Below are 20,729 nucleotides of genomic sequence, written 5' to 3'. Positions count from 1 at the left end.
CTGTTCTCTCTTGTTCTCTGAATTCTGAAGTCTTGGGCTACGCGAAGAGGGAGGAGGGGCACGACGGCGGGTTCGCACCCGCCGTCGTACCTCCCCTGCTAAACCTCTTCTACGGAACTGGGCTCTGCACGGGACAGGTCGATGCCCAGTTCTTCCGCAGCCGTGAAGACTGCGTCATCAGAATCACGCATTTCAATCGTGGTTCCGTCGGTGGAAAGAACTTCCACGTTCAGGCACAGCGACTGCATTTCCTTGATCAGGACCTTGAAGGACTCGGGAACGCCCGGCTCCGGGATGTTCTCGCCCTTGACGATGGCTTCGTAGACCTTCACGCGGCCATGGATGTCATCGGACTTGATGGTCAGGAGTTCCTGAAGCGTGTAAGCGGCGCCGTAGGCCTCGAGGGCCCAGACTTCCATCTCACCGAAGCGCTGGCCACCGAACTGTGCCTTACCACCCAGCGGCTGCTGCGTGATCATGGAGTACGGGCCGGTGGAGCGGGCGTGGATCTTGTCGTCCACCAGGTGGTGGAGCTTCAGGATGTACATGTAGCCCACGGAGATCGGGTCCGGGAACGGTTCGCCGGAGCGGCCGTCGAAGAGCCGGGTCTTGCCGGAGGAGTCAATCAGGCGCTCACCGTCGCGGGTCACGTTGGTGGAGTCGAGCAGGCCGGTGATTTCTTCTTCACGGGCGCCGTCGAACACCGGCGTGGCGACAGTGGTGGAACCACTTTCGCGCGGCAGGTTGGGCAGCTGCTTGACCCACTCGGGCTCGCCTTCGATCTTCCAACCGGTCTTGGCAACCCAACCGAGGTGGGTTTCCAGGACCTGGCCCACGTTCATGCGGCCCGGAACACCCAGCGGGTTCAGGACGATATCAACGGGGGTGCCGTCGGCCAGGAAGGGCATGTCCTCGATCGGGAGGATCTTGGAGATAACGCCCTTGTTGCCGTGGCGGCCGGCGAGCTTGTCGCCGTCGGTGATCTTGCGCTTGGCAGCGACGTATACACGGACCAGCTGGTTGACGCCCGGGGGCAGCTCATCGTCGTTGTCACGGTCGAAGACGCGGACACCGATGACGGTGCCGGACTCGCCGTGGGGAACCTTCAGGGAGGTGTCGCGCACTTCGCGGGACTTCTCACCGAAGATGGCACGGAGCAGGCGCTCTTCCGGGGTCAGCTCGGTCTCGCCCTTGGGGGTGACCTTGCCTACCAGGATGTCGCCGGCTTCAACCTCGGCACCGATGTGGATGATGCCGCGCTCGTCCAGGCCTGCCAGGACTTCCTCGGACACGTTGGGGATGTCACGGGTGATTTCCTCGGCACCAAGCTTGGTGTCGCGGGCATCGATCTCGTGCTCCTCGATGTGGATGGAGGAAAGGACGTCCTCGGCAACGATGCGCTGCGAGAGGATGATGGCGTCCTCGAAGTTGTGGCCTTCCCAGGACATGAATGCCACGAGCAGGTTCTTGCCCAGTGCCAGTTCGCCCTGGTCCGTTGCCGGACCGTCGGCGATGATGCCGCCGACTTCGAGGCGCTGGCCTTCGCTTACCAGGACGCGGTTGTTGTAGCAGTTGCCCTGGTTGGAGCGTGCGAACTTGTTGATGCGGTAGTTGGTTTCGGTGCCGTCGTCGTTAAGCATGATGACGAGCTCGGCGGAAACCTCGGTGACCACACCGGCCTTCTTGGCGATGGTGACGTCACCGGCGTCGACTGCGGCGGCGCGCTCCATGCCGGTACCCACAAACGGGGCCTCGGAACGGACCAGCGGCACAGCCTGGCGCTGCATGTTGGCACCCATGAGTGCACGGTTGGCATCGTCATGCTCGAGGAACGGAATCAGGGCCGTTGCCACGGACACCATCTGGCGCGGGGAAACGTCCATGAACTCGACCTCGCCGGCGGGAACGAGGACAGGCTCGCCTCCACCACCACGGGCGCGGACCAGGACAGTGTCCTCGGAGAACTTCTTGTTTGCATCGAGCGGGGCGTTGGCCTGTGCGATCAGGACCTCTGCCTCGTCGTCAGCCGTCAGGTACTGGACGTCGTCGGAAACAACGCCATCCTTGACCAGGCGGTACGGGGTCTCGATGAAACCGAACGGGTTGATCCGGCCGTAGGAAGCCAGCGAACCGATCAGGCCAATGTTCGGGCCTTCAGGGGTTTCGATGGGGCACATGCGGCCGTAGTGGGACGGGTGCACGTCACGGACTTCCATGCCGGCACGGTCACGGGACAGACCGCCGGGGCCCAGCGCCGACAGGCGGCGCTTGTGGGTCAGGCCGGAGAGCGGGTTGTTCTGGTCCATGAACTGCGACAGCTGGGACGTTCCGAAGAACTCCTTGATGGCTGCAACAACCGGGCGGATGTTGATCAGCGTCTGCGGCGTGATGGCTTCGACGTCCTGCGTGGTCATACGCTCGCGGACAACGCGCTCCATGCGGGACAGGCCGGTGCGGACCTGGTTCTCGATGAGCTCGCCGACGGCGCGAATGCGGCGGTTGCCGAAGTGGTCGATGTCATCGATCTCGACGCGGAGGTCGTGGTCCTGGCCATCGCGCTTGCCCGTGAGGGTTTTCTCGCCGGCATGCAGCGCAACGAGGAACTTGATCATGGCGACGATGTCTTCAACGTGCAGGACCGAAGCTTCCTTGTCACCAAGGGAGCGGTCGATGCCAAGCTTGCGGTTGATCTTGTAGCGGCCAACCTTGGCCAGATCGTAGCGCTTGGAGTTGAAGTACAGGTTGTCCAGCAGGGACTGGGCAGCCTCGACTGTGGGCGGCTCGCCCGGTCGCAGCTTCCGGTAGATGTCCAGCAACGCGTCTTCGCGGGTTTCGGTGGCGTCCTTCTCCAGGGTTGCCCGCATGGAGTCGTACTGCCCGAATTCCTCAAGGATCTGGCCTTCAGTCCAGCCGAGGGCCTTCAGCAGCACCGTGACTGACTGCTTGCGCTTCCGGTCGAGGCGGACGCCGACCTGGTCGCGCTTGTCGATCTCCAGCTCGAACCATGCACCGCGGGACGGGATGATCTTGGCGGTGAAGATGTCCTTGTCGCTGGTCTTGTCAGCGGCACGCTCGAAGTAGGCGCCCGGAGAACGGACCAGCTGGGAGACCACAACACGCTCGGTGCCGTTGACGACGAAGGTGCCCTTCTCGGTCATCAGCGGGAAGTCGCCCATGAACACGGTCTGCTGCTTGATTTCGCCCGTGTTGTTGTTCATGAACTCGGCCTTGACGTACAGCGGAGCCGAGTACGTGGCGTCCCGGTCCTTGCATTCGGCCATCGTGTACTTGGGATCAGCGAACTCCGGATCGGAGAAGCTCAGGGACATGGTGCCCTGGAAGTCCTCGATCGGGGAGATTTCTTCGAAGATGTCCGACAGGCCGGACGTGGTGGCGACGCTGAGGTCGTTTTCTTCGACAGCCTTTGCCACGCGTGCCTGCCAGCGCTCGTTGCCGACCAGCCAGTCAAAGCTGTCCGTCTGCAGGGCAAGCAGATTCGGAACATCAAGGGGTTCGTGAATCTTTGCGAATGAGAGCCGGCGAGTGGCACCATCAGTGCTGTCGGCGGTGTTAGCGGTTTCGTTATTAGAGGTGCTCGAGGCGACCAAGAGGGATCCTTCCACAGACCTTCAGGCGTTTTCAGATCTCCCCCGCTGTGCATCTGCAGATAGAATCCACAGTGCTACCATCCGGTTCCGCTATATGACCCGGGGCCGGGGCTGGGCATTTCGTGACGTTGTCGACGGCACGTTGAATGTCAGCTGCCAGGCAAAGCCCACCGCTATATGAAGGCTGAAGGTAAACAGGGAAGACGCAAATATCTACGATACGGCAAAACAGCCTACCTGTCTACCCCACATCCGGCCGGATTGCAAGCACCGGATTTTGACCGGCACCGCTCCCCTGTCTTCACAGCCGGAGCGTCACGCCTTCCGCCGTGCAGGTGCCGGAATTGGCGAATACCGCGTCGCGGACGGCGTCCTTGGATTCCTGGTCCGCCTGGCCGCCGGTCTCCGCCTTGCCTGAACGGTCGATGGAGAGCAGGGCAAGCGCTGCGAAGAGCCCTTCGAGGTCGCCGGCGGCACCGGCCTGGGCGTCCTGGGCTTTCAGGTAGATCTCCTCGAAGCCGTTGGCGTCGTCCGCCGGGACCGCGGCGTACTCCGCGTAGAGCGAGTTGAACAGCCCGCAGGCCTCCTTGGCCCCGCCGGCGGCCGGCGCTGCCGGCGCCGATGACGCGGGTCCCGGTGCGGTGCTGCCGGGGGTGCTGCCGGCGGAGTCCTGGCCCTGCGCGGATCCGGAGGCCGCCGGCGCGGGCTCGGGCGCCTGAACGGAGCACGCGGTGAGGCCTGCCAGCGCGGCGATGGCCGCCAGGGAGAGGATCTTTTTCACGTCTGCACCTTTGTTCCGAATGGTGCGGGCTTTGGTGACCCGCCGCAAGTTTCCGCGTTCAACCCTACGCAAGCTCCCGGCGTCGTGCACGTCCCAGGCATGGGGACCTCTCCCCTGCCGTTCCGGACGGTGCCTTGCGTGCGGGTGTTTGAATAGCAGCGTGACAGGGGTCACGATAGCCTTGGTGGCTTACACCGGATCCGATCGGAAGAGATAACCATGGGCGATTCCCAGGACAACACTGACGTTGTCATCCTCGCGGCAGTGCGGACCCCGCAGGGCCGGATCAACGGCCAGCTGGCGGGCTTCACCGCCGTGGACCTGGGCGCCCGTGCCATCAGGGCCGCGCTGGACGCCGGTGGCGTGGACGCGGCCGACGTGGACGCCGTCATCATGGGCCAGGTGCTGCAGGCCGGGGCCGGCCAGAATCCGGCCCGGCAAAGCAGCGTTGGCGCAGGCATCGGCTGGAATGTTCCGGCCGTCACTATCAACAAGGTGTGCCTGTCCGGCCTGACTGCGGTCATCGATGCCGCCCGGCTGATCCGGGCCGGCGATGCCACCGTGGTGGTTGCCGGCGGCCAGGAGTCCATGACCCGGGCGCCGCACCTGCTCCCCGGGTCCCGGCAGGGCTGGACCTACGGCAACATCGCGGCCCTGGACGCGGCAGCGCATGACGGGCTGACCGACGCCTTTGACGGCCAGTCGATGGGCCTGTCCACGGAAACGCGGAACCTGGCCCTGGGCATTGACCGGCAGTCCCAGGACAACGTGGCGGCGCAATCGCATCAGCGGGCCGCGCTTGCCGCAAAGAACGGCATTTTCGACGACGAACTGGTGCCGTTGAGCGTCAAGCAGCGAAAAGGCGACCCGTTGCAGGTCAACGCCGATGAGGGCATCCGGCCCGCCACCACGGTGGAGTCCCTGGCGGGACTGCGGGCTGCGTTCGCCACCGACGGCACCATCACGGCCGGAAACTCCTCGCCGCTGTCCGATGGGGCGGCGGCGCTGGTCCTGTCCAGCAGGGGGTACGCGGAAGCCCACGGCCTGGCCTACCTGGCAGTGGTGGGCAAGCCCGGGCAGGTGGCCGGGCCGGACAACTCGCTGCATTCCCAACCGTCAAACGCCATCCTCGATGCGCTGCAGCGGGCCGGTTGGACCACCGCAGACCTTGACTTCATCGAGATCAACGAGGCCTTCGGGTCCGTGGCGGTCCAGTCCCTGAAGGACCTGGACTATCCGCTGGACCGGTGCAACATCCACGGCGGAGCGATTGCCCTGGGACACCCGATCGGGGCCTCCGGTGCCCGGCTTGCCGTTCACGCTGCCCACGAACTCCAGCGGCGGGGTACTGGCAAGGCAGCCGTATCACTGTGCGGCGGCGGCGGGCAGGGCGAAGCGCTCCTGCTGTACCGCGACTGATGGGGACCGGACCGGCGCCGGGCCGGGAAAGGTTCCTGGCCGGCGCGGCGGAAGTGGGCCTCCAAGTGGACGTGGTGGCCCGGGCCGCCGCCGGCAGCCTGGCCGAGGCGGCGTCACTGCTGGGCATCAGCCCGGCGGACATCGTTAAATCGCTGGTGGTCAAGCACAAGGACGGCACATTCCTGTTCGCCCTGATCCCCGGCGACCGGCAGATCTCCTGGCCCAAGCTCAGGGCACTGGTGGGCGTCAACAAGTTGTCCCTGCCACCGGCAGAGGTGGCCCTGGACGCCACCGGCTACGAGCGCGGCACCATCACCCCGCTGGGCAGCACGCATCCGTGGCCTGTGTACGCCGATGCAGCCATCACGGGAAAACGGATCTCCATGGGCGCCGGGGCACACGGCTACAGCGCATTCGTGGACGCCGACGCGCTCACGGCAGCCCTGCGCGCGGTGGTGGCGGACATCTCCGATCCCAACTAGGTCGCAGTTGTTGTCGTTTTGGCGCCCCATAACGACAACAACTGCCAGTCAGTTGGGTTAAAACAGAAAACCCCGCCCACAACAGTGGACGGGGTTTTCCGGGAAAAGACGCTGTTACTTGAGGGTAACGGTTGCGCCGGCAGCCTCGAGCTGCTCCTTTGCCTTCTCGGCAGCTTCCTTGGTGGCGCCTTCGAGGACGGCCTTGGGAGCGCTGTCGACCAGGTCCTTGGCTTCCTTCAGACCCAGGGAAGTGATGGCACGTACTTCCTTGATCACTGCGATCTTCTTTTCGCCAGCGGATTCGAGGACGACATCGAAGTCGGTCTTCTCTTCGGCTTCTTCAGCAGCAGCAGCGGGGCCGGCAACGGCAACAGCGGCAGCGGTTACTTCGAAGGTCTCTTCGAAGAGCTTGACGAACTCGGAGAGCTCGATGATGGTCAGTTCCTTGAAAGCTTCAATGAGCTCTTCGTTGGTGAGCTTCGCCATGGGAGGCGTCCTTCCTGTTGTGGTGGTTACCGGGCGCTGGGCCCGAACCACCGGAGTCTGGTGGGGTGAAGAGAATCAGTTCTCTTCGGCTGCGGGAGCTTCAGCCGGGGCTTCAGCTTCAGCGGCGGGGGCTTCTTCAGCGGCAGGGGCCTCGGCAGCTGCCGGTGCACCGTTCTCTTCTTCAAGCTTGAGGCGCAGCGCATCGATGATGCGGGCAGCAGCAGCGGCAGGAGCCTTGAGGATGCCTGCAACCTTTGCGAGCTGCAGCTCACGGGATTCGAGGGCAGCCAGTGCGGCGACCTCGGTGGCGTTCAGTGCCTTGCCCTCGAAGTAACCCGTCTTGATAACGAGCTGCTTGTTGGTCTTGGCAAAATCCGTCAGGCTCTTGGCAGCGGCAACTGCGTCACCCTTGATGAACGCGATTGCAGTGGGGCCGGCGAGCTGGCCGTCGAATGCTGCGACGCCTGCTTCCTTGGCTGCAATGGCGGTCAGGGTGTTCTTGACGACCGCGAACTTGGTGTCCTGGCCGAGAGAAACACGCAGCTGCTTGAGCTGTGCAACGGTGAGCCCACGGTATTCGGTCAGGACAGCGGCGTTCGATTCCTTGAAATCGTTAGTGATCTCAGCTACTGCTGAAACCTTTGTAGGCGTTGCCATAACCCTCCTTCCGGGGATAGTGCCGGTATTCGACGGTCCCCTCAGGATCGCTGAAACAAAAAAACGCCCCGCGCAGATGCACGGGGCTTGGCTCAACGCGGATCAATCCGCGGAACTTTTGCTTCGTTCACCTGCGCCGGCCGCCCTGCGTGAGGGGCCTTCGTCCGGAAACCTACTTGGATCCCCCGCACACAACTGCAGAAGTGAGCGATGCCCGGGAGAGTGGATTTCCAACAACCGACGGTCTTTGGTCCTCCCAGCTTACGGGACGCTTGACCCGTCCACCAAATCGGCCGGATCAGCTGGTGCTGGTATGCGACTTCGGGAGTTCCTTCTGCCAGATCCCGGTGACCCCCGCGGTGCGGAAGCCCAGCTGCTGGTTCACCGTCAGGAGGTAGCGGTTCTCCGGGGCGTTCCAGGTGTAAATGACCCTGGCGTCGGGAAACTGTTCCGTGAGGCGCTCCATGTTGGCCACCTTGATCAGCAGGCCGAGTTTGTTGCCACGGTGTTCCTGCAGCACCAGGGTGTCGTCCTGGAACACCACGTCAGCCCGGTGGGCCAGTACCGTGATGGTGGTCAGGCCCACCAGGGCCCCGGTGGCGAGGTCCTCGACGGCGGTGACCACCGTCCGCCGGCCCTGCGCGATGGCGACCCCTTCGGCTTCACGGAGGATGCCGCCGTCGAACACCATGTCCTGCTCGACAGGCGCTTCCAGGGCAGGGTCGACGTCGGCGCCCGCCTGGTTTTCGAGGGTGGCCACGGCCTCCAACCAGCGGTCAGGGCAACGGTCCGTCCAGTGGTGCAGCCGGTACCGGCCGTTGTTGGCGGCGTCCGCCTCGGCCTGCAGGTCCGCGACGAGTTTTGTGTCCAGCGGCAGCGCGCAGGAACTGAACTGCTCGATGTGCTGGAGGGTGTAGCCGGTCTTCTGGGCGAATTCGACCTCGCGGCTGTCCAGCGGCACAAACCCCTGGCCCGAGCCGGGAACCAGCTGGGCCTGCTCAAACTCGTGCAGCGAGGCGCCGGGATGGTTTGTGTCCACCAGGATCATGCTGCGGCCCTCACCGCGTGCCAGTTGCTCCGCGGCCAACAGCAGCCGCCGGCCCACCCCCTGGCGCTGGAATTCCGGCAGGATGTCCAGCGTGAACTCCGCCAGGTCAAGGTTGTCCGTGAGCGGCAGGGCGATGTCCACGGTCCCGACGATTTTGCCGTCCACCTTGGCCACCAGGATCAGCTGCCGCTCATACGGGTCCTCGAACTCCAGCAGCTTCTCCAGCGGCCCGTAGGCGAGGTCGTCGCTGCCCCACGTCTGCATCCGCACCTTGCGGCCCACCTCAACGGCAGCAAGGAAGTCCGCCGCGTCAGGTGCGTCCAGTGAATCGGGAATCCACAGCTGTTCGATCTTCACGTCGTGTGCCATTGGCGCATCACCCCAGCCGTTTCTGCCACTCGCCTTCATAGCCTGCAGGCTTGAATCCAAGCGCGCCATTTATCGCCAGCATATGCTGGTTTTCGCTGGCGTTCCATGTCAGGACCGAGCGCGCCGCGGGCCAACGCTCCTGCGCCCGCCGCACGTTGGCCAGCTTCAGCAGCAGCCCCAGGTTGTGGCCACGGTGCGCGGCCACCACCAGGGTGTCGTTCTGCAGGATGGACGCCGGAACGCCGGGACGCCATTCAAGGACGGTGTAGCCCACCAAATCACCCGTGCCGCGGTGCTGGGCCGCCACCACCACCGCCTCCGTACCCGACCGGGCCAGCTGCTCTTCACCGGACCGCACCCGGGCGGCGTCCCAGTCCTCCAGGCCCCAGTCCAGCCCTGCGGTGGGGACGTCCACACTCATGTGCGCCTTCAGTTCTGCGAATTTGTCCACCAGGTCCGCCGGGCAGGAGCTGTCCCACCACACCAGGGTGTAGTCCCCGGACGTACCTGTGGCCCGCGCCGCCAGCTGGTCCAGGACGTCGCCGGGGACAGGGAGTGCCAGGCTGCTGCTGCGCTCCACCTGTTCCAGGTCGTAGCCCGAGGCCAGCGCGAACGCCGTGCCGGGCTCGGCCAACGGCAGCGCGCCGGCTCCGGACTTGGCCGGGACCGTGGCACCGGTGGCGGCGTGCCCGATGGGCACCTCAAAGTAGCCGTCCAGGGACGTCCGGCCCCGGCTGCGGGCCAGGTCCTCCACATGCCGGAGCAGGGCCCTGCCAAGTCCCCGCCTGCGGTATGCGGGCGCCACCAGCACGTCCACTCCCGCCGTTGCAGTGTTCTCGCGCAGGGGCAGCGTGACCGAACACAGCCCTGCCGTTTCGTGGCCCAGCCGTGCCAGAAAAAGAAACCGTTCCTCGTAGGCGTTGCCGCGCCAGAACTCCGCCGCCTCGGCAAGCGTGGGGCAACGGTCCAGGTTTCCCCAGAGCGCCAGTTCCTGCTTTTCCCGCAAGGCATGGCAGGTCCGGAAATCATCGTCAGGTCCGCTTGCGGACCCTCCGACGGCGGCGTGCCCGGCAAGGCTGCCCGGCGGCGGAACCCGGACGGCGGTGATGGCCAAGCCGGCTGGGACGGGTGGGCTGTTGTGGTGCTCCGGCGCGGCCATTCCCCCAGCTTAGGCAGGAGGCGCTGACAAGTTAAGCAAAAAACCGCCCGGCGCAGGCGCCGGGCGGTTCATTGGTGCCGGACGGATCCGGCAGCCGAGGGAATTAGGCCTCGGTCAGTACCTTGGTCACGTTGGGGTCCACGGCGATGCCGGGGCCGAACGTGGTGGCAACAGTTGCCTTCTGGATGTAGCGGCCCTTGGAAGCGGACGGCTTCAGGCGAAGCACCTCTTCCAGTGCGGCTGCGTAGTTCTCGGCCAGCTTGAGGGCGTCGAAGGACACCTTGCCGATGATGAAGTGCAGGTTCGAGTGCTTGTCGACGCGGAAGTCGATCTTGCCGCCCTTGATGTCGTTGACAGCCTTGGTGACGTCGGCGGTAACGGTGCCGGTCTTCGGGTTCGGCATCAGGTTACGGGGACCCAGGACCTTACCCAGACGGCCAACCTTGCCCATGAGGTCAGGGGTGGCAACGGCTGCATCGAAGTCGGTCCAGCCGGCTGCGATCTTTTCGATCAGGTCATCGGAACCAACGAAGTCGGCGCCGGCAGCGATTGCTGCCTCAGCCTTGTCGCCCGTTGCGAAGACGAGGACGCGGGAGACCTTGCCGGTGCCGTGGGGCAGGTTGACCGTGCCGCGGACCATCTGGTCAGCCTTGCGCGGGTCAACGCCGAGGCGGAAAGCAACCTCAACGGTGGCGTCGAACTTGGACGGGTTGGTGTCCTTGGCAATCGTTACTGCCTCGAACGGCGCGTAGAACTTCTCCGCGTCGATCTTGGCGGCTGCTGCCTCATATGCTTTGCTGCGCTTTGCCATGCTGCTTATTCTCCTTGTGCAGTTGTGGTCTGCGGACCGCGCTGGGCCCTGCCACAGTTGGGAATCCGGCATGGAATCCCAACATTCTTGATGTTTCAGTGGTGCCGGTTACCCGGCGGGTGAAGGCTGTTAGCCTTCGACGGTGATACCCATGGAGCGGGCGGTGCCGGCGATGATCTTCGCTGCGCCTTCGAGGCTGGTGGCGTTGAGGTCTTCCATCTTGGTGGTGGCGATCTCGTTGACCTGCGCCTGGGTCAGCTTGGCAACCTTGACGGTGTGCGGGGTAGCTGAACCCTTAGCGACGCCTGCAGCCTTTTTGATGAGCTCTGCAGCCGGCGGGGTCTTGGTGATGAACGTGAAGGAGCGGTCCTCGTAGACCGTGATTTCCACGGGGATGACGTTTCCGCGCTGGGCTTCCGTCGCAGCGTTGTACGCCTTGCAGAATTCCATGATGTTGACACCGTGCTGGCCAAGCGCAGGACCGATCGGCGGGGCCGGGTTAGCGGCACCTGCCTGGATCTGCAGCTTGATGAGGCCGGTGACCTTCTTCTTGGGAGCCAATGTAGGGTCCTTCTCTCAATAACTTCCTGTGACACAGGAGCGTGCCTCAGGTCTGTGGCCGCCATGGCGAGGCGGCCGGCCGTTCCCGTCCTGCTAAGCCGGCAGGGTGGGAACGAAATTTGTGGGTGGTCAGATCTTGGTGACCTGGTTGAACGCCAGGGTGACCGGCGTTTCGCGTTCGAAGATGGAAACCAGCACCACGAGGGTCTGCGATTCGATCTTGATTTCGGAGATCGTGGCGGGGAGGGTCTCGAAGGGACCTTCCTTGACGATGACGGACTCGCCAACTTCGAAGTCGATGTCCACGGGAGCCTGGTGCTGCTTGTTGACCGGCTTGCCCTTCTCTGCCTGCTCTTCTTCGAAGACCGGGGCGAGCATGGAGAAGACTTCGTCCAAACGCAGCGGGACCGGGTTGTGGGCGTTGCCCACGAAGCCGGTGACGCCGGGGGTGTGGCGGACGGCGCCCCAGGAGGCATCCGTCAGGTCCATGCGGACCAGCACATAGCCGGGGATGCGGACGCGGTTGATGACCTTACGCTGGGCGTTCTTGATCTCGACCACTTCTTCCATCGGCACCTGGATTTCGAAGATGTACTCTTCCATGTCCAGGGTCTGGATGCGGGTCTCAAGGTTGGCCTTGACGCGGTTTTCGTAGCCGGCGTAGGAGTGGATGACGTACCAGTCACCCTCCTGGCGGCGCAGCTTCGACTTGAACTCATCCGCCGGATCGACCTCGGGAACGGCAACAGCGACGGCCTCTTCGGACTCGTCGCCGGCTTCTGTCCCGTGGTCTGCCGCGCTGAACTCTACGTCGGCATTTGCCTCGGAGTCGTCGTCGGCCTCTGCAGCGTCGAAGTCGGCGTCAGCGTCAGCGGATTCGGGCGCGGAGGATTCAACCTCAGACTCTTCACCGGCTCCTGCCGTGACGTCCGCGGACTCTTCGCGTTCAGTCTCGGTTACCTCGAGCTCCTGCTCAGACACTTGGTCTCCTGCTTCCTCATTGCCTAACATGCCTATTTAAATGGCTCAATTCCGCATGCCGCTGTTTTCCCTCCGGTTACCCGGAGCGATCAGCCTGCCTGCGGAGCGTGCAGCGTTAGCTGTCCCCGGAGCCGGTACCGCCGAAGACCCAGCCGACAGCGGAACCAAATCCGATGTCCAGCAGGCTGACGATGACCATCATGATGGCCACGAATACCAGCACCACGAGCGTGTAGTTGATCAGTTCCTTGCGGGTTGGTGCCACGACCTTCTTCAGTTCGCCAATCATCTGGCGGACGAACAATGCAATGCGGGCGAAGATGCTTGCCTTGGCAGCCTTCTTAGCCGGGCGTCCCTTGGAGCTGCTGGCAGCTGTTTCGGTCACCTGGTCCTCGCTCATCTTTGCAATGGTGGATTACCCGGCCCTGATCAGAACCATGGTTGCTGCGCTTGCCCCGGATGTTGGTCCGGGGCAGCTTGCGCAGGGCAGACAGGACTCGAACCTGCAACCTGCGGTTTTGGAGACCGCTGCGCTACCAATTGCGCCACTACCCTATGGGTGATAATCCGCGGATGATAACGATTCCCCAGTTTTCACTGGGCGCACGTCATCATCCGTGTTTCAACACCGGTGAACCAGTCTACGCAACAACTTCGCGTACGTCGAACCAGCCCGTTCCGGGCCCTCGCGCTGCATGAACTTGTCCCGGACTGGAGACCAGTCACAATTCAAATCCAGCAACCCGGAGGGTCCGGTGAACAGCATAGAGTAGAAACGTCGAATTCCCCCATTCCAGCCTTTTGGCTGCCTGCGAAGAACGGACCTGCCATGTCTGCCGCCCGCGTTTCCAAGCGCATATCCGCAATTGCCGAATCCGCCACCCTTGCCGTTGATGCCAAGGCGAAGGCGCTTAAGGCGGCTGGCCGGCCGGTTATTGGCTTTGGTGCGGGCGAACCGGATTTCCCCACCCCGGAATACATTGTGCAGGCCGCCATTGAGGCCGCCGGACAGCCCAAGTACCACCGCTACTCCCCCGCCGGCGGACTGCCGGAGCTCAAGAAGGCCATCGCGGAGAAGACCCTGCGGGATTCCGGCTATGCAGTGGACGCCGCCCAGGTCCTGGTCACCAACGGCGGCAAGCAGGCCGTCTACAACACCTTCGCCACCCTGCTGGATCCGGGCGACGAGGTCATTGTGCCCACCCCGTTCTGGACCACGTACCCGGAGGCCATCCGCTTGGCCGGCGGTGTCCCCGTTGAGGTCTTCGCCGGCCCCGAGCAGGACTACCTGGTGACCGTGGAACAGTTGGAGGCTGCTGTCACGGACCGCACCAAGGTCCTGCTGTTTGTCTCCCCGTCCAACCCCACCGGTTCGGTCTACTCGCCGGAACAGGTGGCGGAGATCGGCAAGTGGGCCGCGGCCAAGGGCCTCTGGGTAGTTACGGACGAAATCTACGAGCACCTGACCTACGACGGCGTGCCCTTCACCTCGATCGCCACCGCTGCCCCCGAACTGGGCGACAAGGTGGTTATCCTCAACGGCGTGGCCAAAACCTACGCCATGACCGGCTGGCGCGTGGGCTGGATGATCGGGCCGGCGGATGTCATCAAGGCCGCCACCAACCTGCAGTCGCACGCCACCTCCAACGTTTCAAACATCATGCAGATCGCCGCCCTCGCCGCCGTTTCCGGTCCGCTGACCGCAGTCGATGAGATGAAGGTGGCCTTCGACCGGCGCCGGAAGGCCATCGTGGCCGGCCTGAACGCCATCGAGGGCGTGGAATGCCCGACGCCGAAGGGTGCCTTCTACGTGTACGCGGACGTCCGCGGCCTGCTGGGCAAGTCGTTCCCGACGGCGGCGGGTACCTCGACGCCGTCGACCTCCGCCGAGCTGGCGGCGCTGATCCTGGATGAGGTGGAGGTTGCGGTGGTTCCCGGTGAGGCGTTTGGCCCGTCCGGCTATCTGCGCCTCTCCTACGCCCTGGGCGACGAGGACCTGGCCACCGGCGTGCAGCGGCTGCAGGACTTCCTGGGCAAAGCCCAGTAAGGTCCAAAACACCCGGTTGCGCTATCACTTATGGTCCCTAAAACACCGTTTTGGGGACCATAAGTGATAGCGCAACGGGGTGGGAGGGGTTAGAGGAGGCGGCGCTCCGCCGCCCACTTGGTCAGCTCGTGCCTGCTGGAGAGCTGGAGTTTCCGCAGCACCGCGGAGACGTGCGTTTCCACGGTCTTGATGCTGATGAAGAGCTCCTTGGCCACCTCCTTATAGCTGTACCCGCGGGCGATCAGCCGCATGACCTCCAGCTCACGGGCGGAGAGCTTGTCGAGCTCGTCGTCGGCGATGTCTGCAGGGGCCGTGCCAAAGGCGTCGAGGACAAAGCCGGCCAGCCGGGGCGAGAACACGGCGTCGCCGCCGGCCACCCGGTACACGGCGTCCGTGATTTCGGCGCCCGAGATGGTTTTGGTGATGTAGCCGCGGGCGCCCGCCCTGATCACGGCCACCACGTCCTCCGCCGCGTCCGAGACACTTAGCGCCAGGAATTTGGTGCCGGCCAGCAGCGGCACGGAGCCGGCAATCACTTCACGCCCACCGCCGCCCAGTCCGCCGGGCAGGTGCACGTCAAGGAGCACCACGTCCGGACGCTCGGTGCCGATGACGGCGATGGCCTGCTCCACGGTGGCGGCTTCCCCCACCACCTGGATGCTGGCGTCCAGGTCCGCCTTCAGGCCGGACCGGAAGATGGTGTGGTCATCAACGATGACCACACGGACCGACCGGGACGGCGGTCCGGCGGCTTCTGGGAGCGTGTTCATGCTGTTCCTTCCGTGGTGTCCGGGCCGGTGGAGGGCAGCCGGAGCCGGACCTCTGTTCCCTCGCCGGAGCTGAGAATTTCTGCTGTGCCGCCGTGCCGGCGCATCCGGCCGATAATGGATTCCCGCACGCCCATCCGGTCCTCCGGCACGTCCGGCAGGTCGAAGCCCGGCCCGCGGTCCTTCACAAAGATATCCGCGTGGCCGTCGGTGACTTCCAGGTAGACCGACACGGCACCGCCACCGTGGCGGGAAGCGTTGAGCATGGCCTCGCGCGCGGCCTGGACCAGCGCTTCGCGGGCCTCGGTCATGGCGGCATCGCCCACGCTGACGACTTCCACGGCATTGCCCAGTAAGTCCTCCACCTCAGCGGCCACCGCCTTGACCCGGTCCGAGAGCTGGCCGGTGCCGCGGCCCGGGTCCTGGAAGAGCCAGCCCCGGAGCTCGCGTTCCTGCGCCCGGGCCAGCCGGAGGACGTCGTGCTCGTTGCCGGCCCTGCGCTGGATGAGGGCGAGGGTCTGCAGGACGGAGTCGTGCAGGTGGGCGGCGATTTCGGCCCGCTCCGTTTCCCGGATCCGGCCGGCGCGCTCCGTTTCGAGGTCGCGCCAGAACTTCAGCGCCCACGGCAGCAGGACCAGCACCACCCCGCCCAGGACGGCCACGGAGGCCAGCAGCGCCAGCCAGGTCTGCTCCCAGGAGCCGGACCCGGACACCATCACCAGCACTCCGGCCACCACCAGCGCCAGCCCTGCCGCCAGGCGGGCCCAGCCGCCGGCCTGGTCCGCCTTGGTTTTGTCCACCAGGCCTGCACGCCTGGTCTCATCGAGCTGCATCCAGGCGATGGCGGCGCCACCCAGGACAGCGGCTGCGGGGATCAGCGTGCCCAGGGGCACGTTCACACCCAGCAGCCGGGCGATCATGATGCCGGCCACCAGAAGCAGCCCGCTGCCCAGCAGGATCTCCCTGCCGTAGCGCATGCTGCGGACCCGGAACCAGGGCTGCCCGGCAGGCATACCCGCCGCGGCAGGTGCGGCCCCGGGAGGAATGTTGCCGGCGGCCGGCCCGGTCGCCGGGCCGGCTGCCCAAGTGCCGGCTGTCCAAGTGCCGGGCGCCCAGGTGCCGGGGCCCCCGAACCCGTGGGGGGCCTGGCGTGGCGGACCGGCGTCGGCGCGGCTTCCGCTCCCCGCCGCGGTGGGGAGACTGACGGCGGGAGCAATGGGCCACGCCGGCCGGCGGGCATTGCGGCGCGCCGCTTCATCCGCGGTGGGAACCATGATCCACAGCCACGCATAGAAGGCCAGGCCGGCACCACCGGCAAGGGTGGAGAGCGCCATGGCAATCCTGACGTTCCGTACGGGCCAGCCCAGGTGGACGGCCAGGCCCGAGCACACGCCGGCAATGACGCGGTCGCTGTTGCGGGCCAGGGGCGGCCGGACCGGGATGGTTGTCATGGGTCAATCCAAGCACGGATCAGGGTTCCCCGGCCCGGAACCGGGCGCGAACCGGGGGTCACTCAGGGGCCGTTCAGGGTATCCCCCAGTAGAGCGCCGGAGGCCCGAACGGAAGGATTGAAGCATGAACTCGCAGACCCCCACCCCAGACGACCCGCAACGCCCGGACGGCAGCCAGCCCACCGAGCCGCTCCCCCAGCCAGGCAGCCACCGGCCCACCGAGCCGCTGCCGGCCTACACACCCGCCGCCGACGCGCCGCCCCTGTCCGGGCCCGCAGGGGCAGCAGCCGGCCCCACCCCAACGGGTGCGGCCCCGGATTTCTTCGACTGGATCCGCGGCCACGGGATCCAGCGCGGCAGCAACCGCTGGGTTGGCGGCGTCTGCGACGGCATCGCCCAGCGACTGGGCATCGACCCGCTGATCATCCGCGGCGTTTTTATCGTCCTCACCCTGTTTGCCGGCATCGGGGTCCTGGCCTACGGGCTGGCATGGGCGTTCCTGCCCGAACCCGACGGCCGCATCCACGTCCAGGAAGCCGGAGCCGGCCACTGGTCCAGCGGCATGACCGGTTCGCTGATCGCCACCATCCTTGGCTTGACCGGGCTGGGCGGCGGCTTCTGGGGCTGGAGCCACAACGGCTTCGGCGGCTTCCTGTGGACCGTGTTCTGGGTGGGCGGCGCCATCTACCTGGTCTACTACCTGGCCCAGCGCAACAGGGGCGCCCGGCCGGCCCGGGTGCAGGCCGGACCCTACGCCAGCCCCTACGGCGGGGGCTACCAGGCGGCCGCTTACACGGCGCCATACACGGCAGGCAGCACCACCGGCAGCGGGCAGGTACCCGGCGCCCCCGGCGCCCCGGCGTCGGCAGCCTTCCCCGCCTACGGGACGGCAGGCAGCGGCGGAACCACTTCCGGCTACGGCACGGCAGGCGGCAGCAGCACCGCTGGCTACGGCAACGGCGGCTACGGCAACTACGGCGGCACCGGCCGCCCGCCCCAGGGCCCCGCCCGGCCGCAGAAACCCCGGCCTGCCGGCCCCGGCGCGCCCGCAATCGCCATCACGGCCGGAACGGCCCTGCTGGTGGGTGGCGGCCTGAAAGCCCTGGACGCCGGCAACATCATCGACCTGGGCAGCGCCGCCAACGCCATCGTGTGGGCCAGCGCGGCAGCTGTCCTGGGCCTGGGCATCCTGGTCTGCGGCGCCCGCGGCCGGACCGCAGGGATCCTCAGCCTCTTCGCCGTGGTGGCCCTGATCGCCGGCGGTGTGTCCAACGTGGTGGGCAACGGCGACCGCGTCCGTTTCTCGGAAGTGTCCTGGAGCCCCACCACCCTGCAGGACGCCCGCAACGGCTTCGACGTCACCGCAGGCCGCGGCACTGTTGACCTCACGGACCTGGCCATCAGCGCCCCCCTGGGCTCCGACGTCGTAATCCCCCTGGACATCACCGCCTCCAACGTGACCGTGGTGATCCCGGAGAACGTCCCGGTCCGGATTGAAGCGGACATGACCATGGGAAACCTCAACGGATTCGCCGGCGAGCGCAGCGGCACCACCAGCCGGGAAACCAGCTACAACACCGACAAGCCGGGCAGCAGCCTGGTGGTAGAGATCGACGGCACGTTCAGCAACGTCACCATCGAGGAAGGCAACTGACATGAGCACCAGCAACCAGGCACCGGACCCCCAGGGCCGGACCACAGCAGGCAGCACAACGACGGCGGACCAGGGCCCCGTGGGCCCGGCACCGGCAAGGGTGGGAACCGTGGTCTGGGGACTGATCGTCCTGGCCCTCGCAGCCTTGATCGCGGTGGCCCAGCTGGGCTGGGTGAACCTGAACGGCACCTATGTCCTGATCGGGCTGATGATCGGCGCCGGGGTGGCGCTGGTGGTGGGCGGCGTCCTGTCTGCCAGGAAACGTGACAACCGGCCCGCAACAGGGAAGTCTTGAGCCATGGAAAAGTTCTTCAGCATCGTCAAAAGCACAGGCCTTCGGCGCGGACCACAACCCTGGCTTGGCGGGGTCCTGGGCGGCATCGCAGCGAAACTGAACGTGGACGTGGCCTACGTCCGCATGGGATTCCTCATCTTCTGCCTCCTCCCCGGCCCCGCCGTGGTCCTTTACCTGTTGGCGTGGGCCGTCCTGCCGGACCAGAACAACTCCATCGCCCTGCAGGGCTTTCTGATCCGCAGGGCCGGAAACCGGTACTGAGTTCCCGCATTTCTGCAGTATCCGATGGACCTCCGCCGTTCGGCGGGGGTCCATCGACCGGTTGACGGGAAGTTCAACCGGCCGGACGTGGTGGTGGGCCCCCGTCCGGTGCCACGCTGGAAGCATGAGAACACCAGCACCCGGATCCGCCGCTGACGCCATCACCGTCCGGGACCTCCGAAAAACCTACCGGCTCCCCAAGGGCGGCACGCTGGCGGCCGTTGATGGCCTGGACCTCGCCATCGGCGCCGGCGAAACCTACGCCCTGCTGGGCCCCAACGGCGCCGGGAAGTCCACCACCATCGAGATCCTCGAAGGCCACCGCCGCGCCGACAGCGGCGACATCCGCGTCCTGGGCACCCCGCCCTGGAAGGCGGCGCCGGCCTTCCGGGCCCGGATCGGGATTGTCCTGCAGGAAGCCACCGATTCCGGTGAGCTCCGGGTCTCCGAAGCGCTGGGCTCGCTGGCCCGGTGCTTTCCCGCGCCACGGCCGGTGGCTGAGGTGATAGCAGCAGTAGGGCTCGACGGCAAGGAATCCGTTCGCATCTCCACCCTTTCAGGTGGCCAGCGCCGCCGCCTGGATGTGGCCCTGGGCATCATCGGGAACCCTGAAGTACTGTTCCTCGACGAGCCCACCACCGGATTCGACCCGGCCGCCCGGCGCCAGTTCTGGGAGCTCATCCGGTCATTGGGCCAGGGCGGCACCACCATTGTGCTGACCACCCACTACCTGGATGAGGCCGAGCAACTCGCCGACCGCATCGGGGTCATCAACCAGGGCAGGCTCATCGCCGAGGGCACCCCCGCCGATATCGGCGGTCCGGAGCTCCGGATCCCCCGCGTCCGCTGGCGTGACGCCGCGGGACACCACGAGGAAACGACAGCAAGTCCTGCGGCGCTGGTCCGGGACATTTCCGACGGCGGCCGGCGGGAACCGCTGGACCTCGCTGTGGTGCGCCCCAGCCTCGAGGACATCTACCTGCAGCTCATCGATTCCAACCGGCAGGAGCCGGCACTGACAGGAGCACGGCCATGACTGCCCTCAGTTCCCCCGCCACACCATGGAAACCCTCGGTCCTCCGGCTGGGGCTCCACCGCGCCGCACTGGAGATCAAGCTATTTAACCGGGATGTGCTCTCACTGGTCCTGGTGCTCTTTTTCCCCATCCTGATGCTGTCGCTGTTCGGCACGGTTTTTGGTGATGAGCCGGTGTTCGGCGCCGACCCCTCCGGGCAGGGCGGCATCACCCCCGCCCACTACTACCTGCCCGGCATGCTGGCCCTGAGCACCATCCTCAGCGGCTTCCAGAACCTGAGCAGCTACGTGGCCACGGAACGCTTCAACGGCACCGTCAAACGCCTGGCCGGCACCCCGCTTCCCGCCGCATCCTACTTCCTGGGCAAGACCGGGCAGACGCTGTACCTCATCGTGGCCCAGACAGCGCTGCTGCTGCTGGCAGCCCGCTTCCTCTTCAACGTCCCAATGCCGGACGAACCCGGACAGTGGGCCCTGGTGGCCGGGCTGATGGTGCTGTCCACCGCTGCGTGGGCCACGGTGGCCATCGCCTTTACCGCCCTGCCCAAGTCGGCGCAGAGCGCCTCCACCCTGGCTGTCCTGCCGGTACTGCTGCTCTCCTTCACCTCCGGGGTCTACTTCCCGTTCTCCCAACTGCCGGACTGGCTCCAGTCGGTGACGAACTTCTTCCCGCTGCGGTGGACCGCCGGCGCCTTCCGGTCCGTGTTCCTTCCCCCGCAGTTCGCGGCGGCGGAACCGGGCGGCAGCTACGGTGTGGGCACAGCCTTTGTGGTCCTGGCTGTGTGGGTGGTGGCCGGAGCCGTCCTGGCCCGGCTCGCCTTCAAGTGGCCGCCACAGAAATGACCGGTAGGGTGCAT

General features: G+C 65.8%; 20 protein-coding genes and 1 tRNA gene. 8 read left to right on the top strand and 13 right to left on the bottom strand.

The window, feature by feature from the left end:
* Positions 1–98 precede the first annotated feature (98 nt).
* Positions 99–3,608, bottom strand: coding sequence for a DNA-directed RNA polymerase subunit beta (gene rpoB / locus QRN07_RS06315; RefSeq protein WP_050684401.1), 3,510 nt, complete (start codon positions 3,606–3,608; stop codon positions 99–101).
* Between the two features lie 301 nt (positions 3,609–3,909).
* Complete coding sequence (locus QRN07_RS06310; RefSeq protein ID WP_285240646.1) at positions 3,910–4,389, bottom strand: hypothetical protein; 480 nt, start codon at positions 4,387–4,389, stop codon at positions 3,910–3,912.
* Between the two features lie 219 nt (positions 4,390–4,608).
* Between QRN07_RS06310 and QRN07_RS06305 the strand changes: the two genes are divergently transcribed.
* A complete protein-coding gene (locus tag QRN07_RS06305; protein ID WP_285240645.1) occupies positions 4,609–5,808 on the top strand; it encodes an acetyl-CoA C-acetyltransferase in 1,200 nt (399 codons plus the stop codon).
* Entirely contained in the window at positions 5,808–6,290 is a 483-nt protein-coding gene (locus QRN07_RS06300) for an aminoacyl-tRNA deacylase (RefSeq protein WP_285240644.1), read from the top strand. The genes QRN07_RS06305 and QRN07_RS06300 overlap by 1 nt, the downstream gene beginning before the upstream one ends.
* Before the next feature lie 114 nt (positions 6,291–6,404).
* On the opposite strand, the gene rplL is transcribed toward QRN07_RS06300, so the two are convergent.
* The 9 genes from rplL to QRN07_RS06255 form a co-directional block, all read right to left on the bottom strand.
* Complete coding sequence (gene rplL / locus QRN07_RS06295; RefSeq protein WP_050684404.1) at positions 6,405–6,776, bottom strand: 50S ribosomal protein L7/L12; 372 nt, start codon at positions 6,774–6,776, stop codon at positions 6,405–6,407.
* Positions 6,777–6,851: 75 nt separating this feature from the next.
* Complete coding sequence (rplJ, locus tag QRN07_RS06290) at positions 6,852–7,433, bottom strand: 50S ribosomal protein L10 (protein WP_050684405.1); 582 nt, start codon at positions 7,431–7,433, stop codon at positions 6,852–6,854.
* A 298-nt stretch (positions 7,434–7,731) separates the two neighbouring features.
* On the bottom strand, positions 7,732–8,850 hold the full coding sequence (locus tag QRN07_RS06285) for a GNAT family N-acetyltransferase (RefSeq protein WP_050684406.1): 1,119 nt from the start codon (positions 8,848–8,850) through the stop codon (positions 7,732–7,734).
* 7 nt (positions 8,851–8,857) lie between these two features.
* Positions 8,858–10,009, bottom strand: a complete 1,152-nt coding sequence (locus tag QRN07_RS06280; protein ID WP_285240643.1) for a GNAT family N-acetyltransferase — start codon at positions 10,007–10,009, stop codon at positions 8,858–8,860.
* Positions 10,010–10,112: 103 nt separating this feature from the next.
* The gene (gene rplA / locus QRN07_RS06275; RefSeq protein WP_050684408.1) at positions 10,113–10,820 is read right to left on the bottom strand and encodes a 50S ribosomal protein L1; all 708 of its coding nucleotides are present in this window, start codon (positions 10,818–10,820) and stop codon (positions 10,113–10,115) included.
* A gap of 129 nt (positions 10,821–10,949) precedes the next feature.
* Complete coding sequence (gene rplK, locus QRN07_RS06270; protein WP_018773647.1) at positions 10,950–11,381, bottom strand: 50S ribosomal protein L11; 432 nt, start codon at positions 11,379–11,381, stop codon at positions 10,950–10,952.
* A gap of 129 nt (positions 11,382–11,510) precedes the next feature.
* Positions 11,511–12,362, bottom strand: a complete 852-nt coding sequence (gene nusG / locus QRN07_RS06265) for a transcription termination/antitermination protein NusG (protein ID WP_050684409.1) — start codon at positions 12,360–12,362, stop codon at positions 11,511–11,513.
* A 115-nt stretch (positions 12,363–12,477) separates the two neighbouring features.
* Complete coding sequence (gene secE, locus QRN07_RS06260; RefSeq protein ID WP_050684410.1) at positions 12,478–12,762, bottom strand: preprotein translocase subunit SecE; 285 nt, start codon at positions 12,760–12,762, stop codon at positions 12,478–12,480.
* Positions 12,763–12,844: 82 nt separating this feature from the next.
* Positions 12,845–12,917, bottom strand: a tRNA-Trp gene (locus QRN07_RS06255).
* Between the two features lie 274 nt (positions 12,918–13,191).
* Between QRN07_RS06255 and QRN07_RS06250 the strand changes: the two genes are divergently transcribed.
* Positions 13,192–14,409 (top strand): pyridoxal phosphate-dependent aminotransferase, encoded by a 1,218-nt coding sequence (locus QRN07_RS06250; protein WP_056596972.1) that lies wholly within the window; start codon positions 13,192–13,194, stop codon positions 14,407–14,409.
* An 89-nt stretch (positions 14,410–14,498) separates the two neighbouring features.
* Here QRN07_RS06250 and QRN07_RS06245 read toward each other — a convergent pair whose 3' ends face one another.
* On the bottom strand, positions 14,499–15,179 hold the full coding sequence (locus tag QRN07_RS06245; RefSeq protein WP_285240642.1) for a LuxR C-terminal-related transcriptional regulator: 681 nt from the start codon (positions 15,177–15,179) through the stop codon (positions 14,499–14,501).
* Positions 15,176–16,627 carry an ATP-binding protein gene (locus tag QRN07_RS06240; protein WP_285240641.1) on the bottom strand — a complete coding sequence of 484 codons (1,452 nt, stop codon included), beginning with the start codon at positions 16,625–16,627 and terminating at the stop codon, positions 15,176–15,178. The genes QRN07_RS06245 and QRN07_RS06240 overlap by 4 nt, the downstream gene beginning before the upstream one ends.
* Before the next feature lie 124 nt (positions 16,628–16,751).
* Here QRN07_RS06240 and QRN07_RS06235 point away from each other — a divergent pair, with 124 nt between their 5' ends.
* From QRN07_RS06235 to QRN07_RS06215, 5 genes are all read left to right on the top strand, one after another.
* Entirely contained in the window at positions 16,752–18,281 is a 1,530-nt protein-coding gene (locus QRN07_RS06235) for a PspC domain-containing protein (protein WP_285240640.1), read from the top strand.
* A 1-nt stretch (position 18,282) separates the two neighbouring features.
* Positions 18,283–18,576 carry a hypothetical protein gene (locus tag QRN07_RS06230; RefSeq protein ID WP_050684415.1) on the top strand — a complete coding sequence of 98 codons (294 nt, stop codon included), beginning with the start codon at positions 18,283–18,285 and terminating at the stop codon, positions 18,574–18,576.
* A 3-nt stretch (positions 18,577–18,579) separates the two neighbouring features.
* Positions 18,580–18,837 carry a PspC domain-containing protein gene (locus QRN07_RS06225; protein WP_285240639.1) on the top strand — a complete coding sequence of 86 codons (258 nt, stop codon included), beginning with the start codon at positions 18,580–18,582 and terminating at the stop codon, positions 18,835–18,837.
* Positions 18,838–18,961: 124 nt separating this feature from the next.
* Complete coding sequence (locus tag QRN07_RS06220) at positions 18,962–19,873, top strand: ABC transporter ATP-binding protein (RefSeq protein WP_285240638.1); 912 nt, start codon at positions 18,962–18,964, stop codon at positions 19,871–19,873.
* Positions 19,870–20,715, top strand: coding sequence for an ABC transporter permease (locus tag QRN07_RS06215; protein WP_050685302.1), 846 nt, complete (start codon positions 19,870–19,872; stop codon positions 20,713–20,715). The genes QRN07_RS06220 and QRN07_RS06215 overlap by 4 nt, the downstream gene beginning before the upstream one ends.
* The last annotated feature ends 14 nt before the right edge of the window (positions 20,716–20,729 follow it).

Origin of the sequence: Pseudarthrobacter sp. MEB009, from assembly GCF_030208875.1 — a bacterium.
GTDB lineage: Bacteria > Actinomycetota > Actinomycetes > Actinomycetales > Micrococcaceae > Arthrobacter.
Note: the sequence above shows the minus strand (reverse complement) of the source record. Positions and strands in the feature narration are given on the sequence as shown.

Bases quoted from the DNA above. Each gene is read 5' to 3' on its own strand.
- QRN07_RS06280 (WP_285240643.1), bottom strand. From the start codon at position 10,009: ATGGCCGCGCCGGAGCACCACAACAGCCCACCCGTCCCAGCCGGCTTG.
- rplL (WP_050684404.1), bottom strand. From the start codon at position 6,776: ATGGCGAAGCTCACCAACGAAGAGCTCATTGAAGCTTTCAAGGAACTG.
- QRN07_RS06230 (WP_050684415.1), top strand. From the start codon at position 18,283: ATGAGCACCAGCAACCAGGCACCGGACCCCCAGGGCCGGACCACAGCA.
- secE (WP_050684410.1), bottom strand. From the start codon at position 12,762: ATGAGCGAGGACCAGGTGACCGAAACAGCTGCCAGCAGCTCCAAGGGA.
- QRN07_RS06235 (WP_285240640.1), top strand. From the start codon at position 16,752: ATGAACTCGCAGACCCCCACCCCAGACGACCCGCAACGCCCGGACGGC.
- QRN07_RS06285 (WP_050684406.1), bottom strand. From the start codon at position 8,850: ATGGCACACGACGTGAAGATCGAACAGCTGTGGATTCCCGATTCACTG.
- QRN07_RS06245 (WP_285240642.1), bottom strand. From the start codon at position 15,179: ATGAACACGCTCCCAGAAGCCGCCGGACCGCCGTCCCGGTCGGTCCGT.
- QRN07_RS06225 (WP_285240639.1), top strand. From the start codon at position 18,580: ATGGAAAAGTTCTTCAGCATCGTCAAAAGCACAGGCCTTCGGCGCGGA.
- QRN07_RS06300 (WP_285240644.1), top strand. From the start codon at position 5,808: ATGGGGACCGGACCGGCGCCGGGCCGGGAAAGGTTCCTGGCCGGCGCG.
- QRN07_RS06250 (WP_056596972.1), top strand. From the start codon at position 13,192: ATGTCTGCCGCCCGCGTTTCCAAGCGCATATCCGCAATTGCCGAATCC.
- rplA (WP_050684408.1), bottom strand. From the start codon at position 10,820: ATGGCAAAGCGCAGCAAAGCATATGAGGCAGCAGCCGCCAAGATCGAC.
- QRN07_RS06240 (WP_285240641.1), bottom strand. From the start codon at position 16,627: ATGACAACCATCCCGGTCCGGCCGCCCCTGGCCCGCAACAGCGACCGC.
- rplJ (WP_050684405.1), bottom strand. From the start codon at position 7,433: ATGGCAACGCCTACAAAGGTTTCAGCAGTAGCTGAGATCACTAACGAT.
- QRN07_RS06215 (WP_050685302.1), top strand. From the start codon at position 19,870: ATGACTGCCCTCAGTTCCCCCGCCACACCATGGAAACCCTCGGTCCTC.
- QRN07_RS06305 (WP_285240645.1), top strand. From the start codon at position 4,609: ATGGGCGATTCCCAGGACAACACTGACGTTGTCATCCTCGCGGCAGTG.
- QRN07_RS06220 (WP_285240638.1), top strand. From the start codon at position 18,962: ATGAGAACACCAGCACCCGGATCCGCCGCTGACGCCATCACCGTCCGG.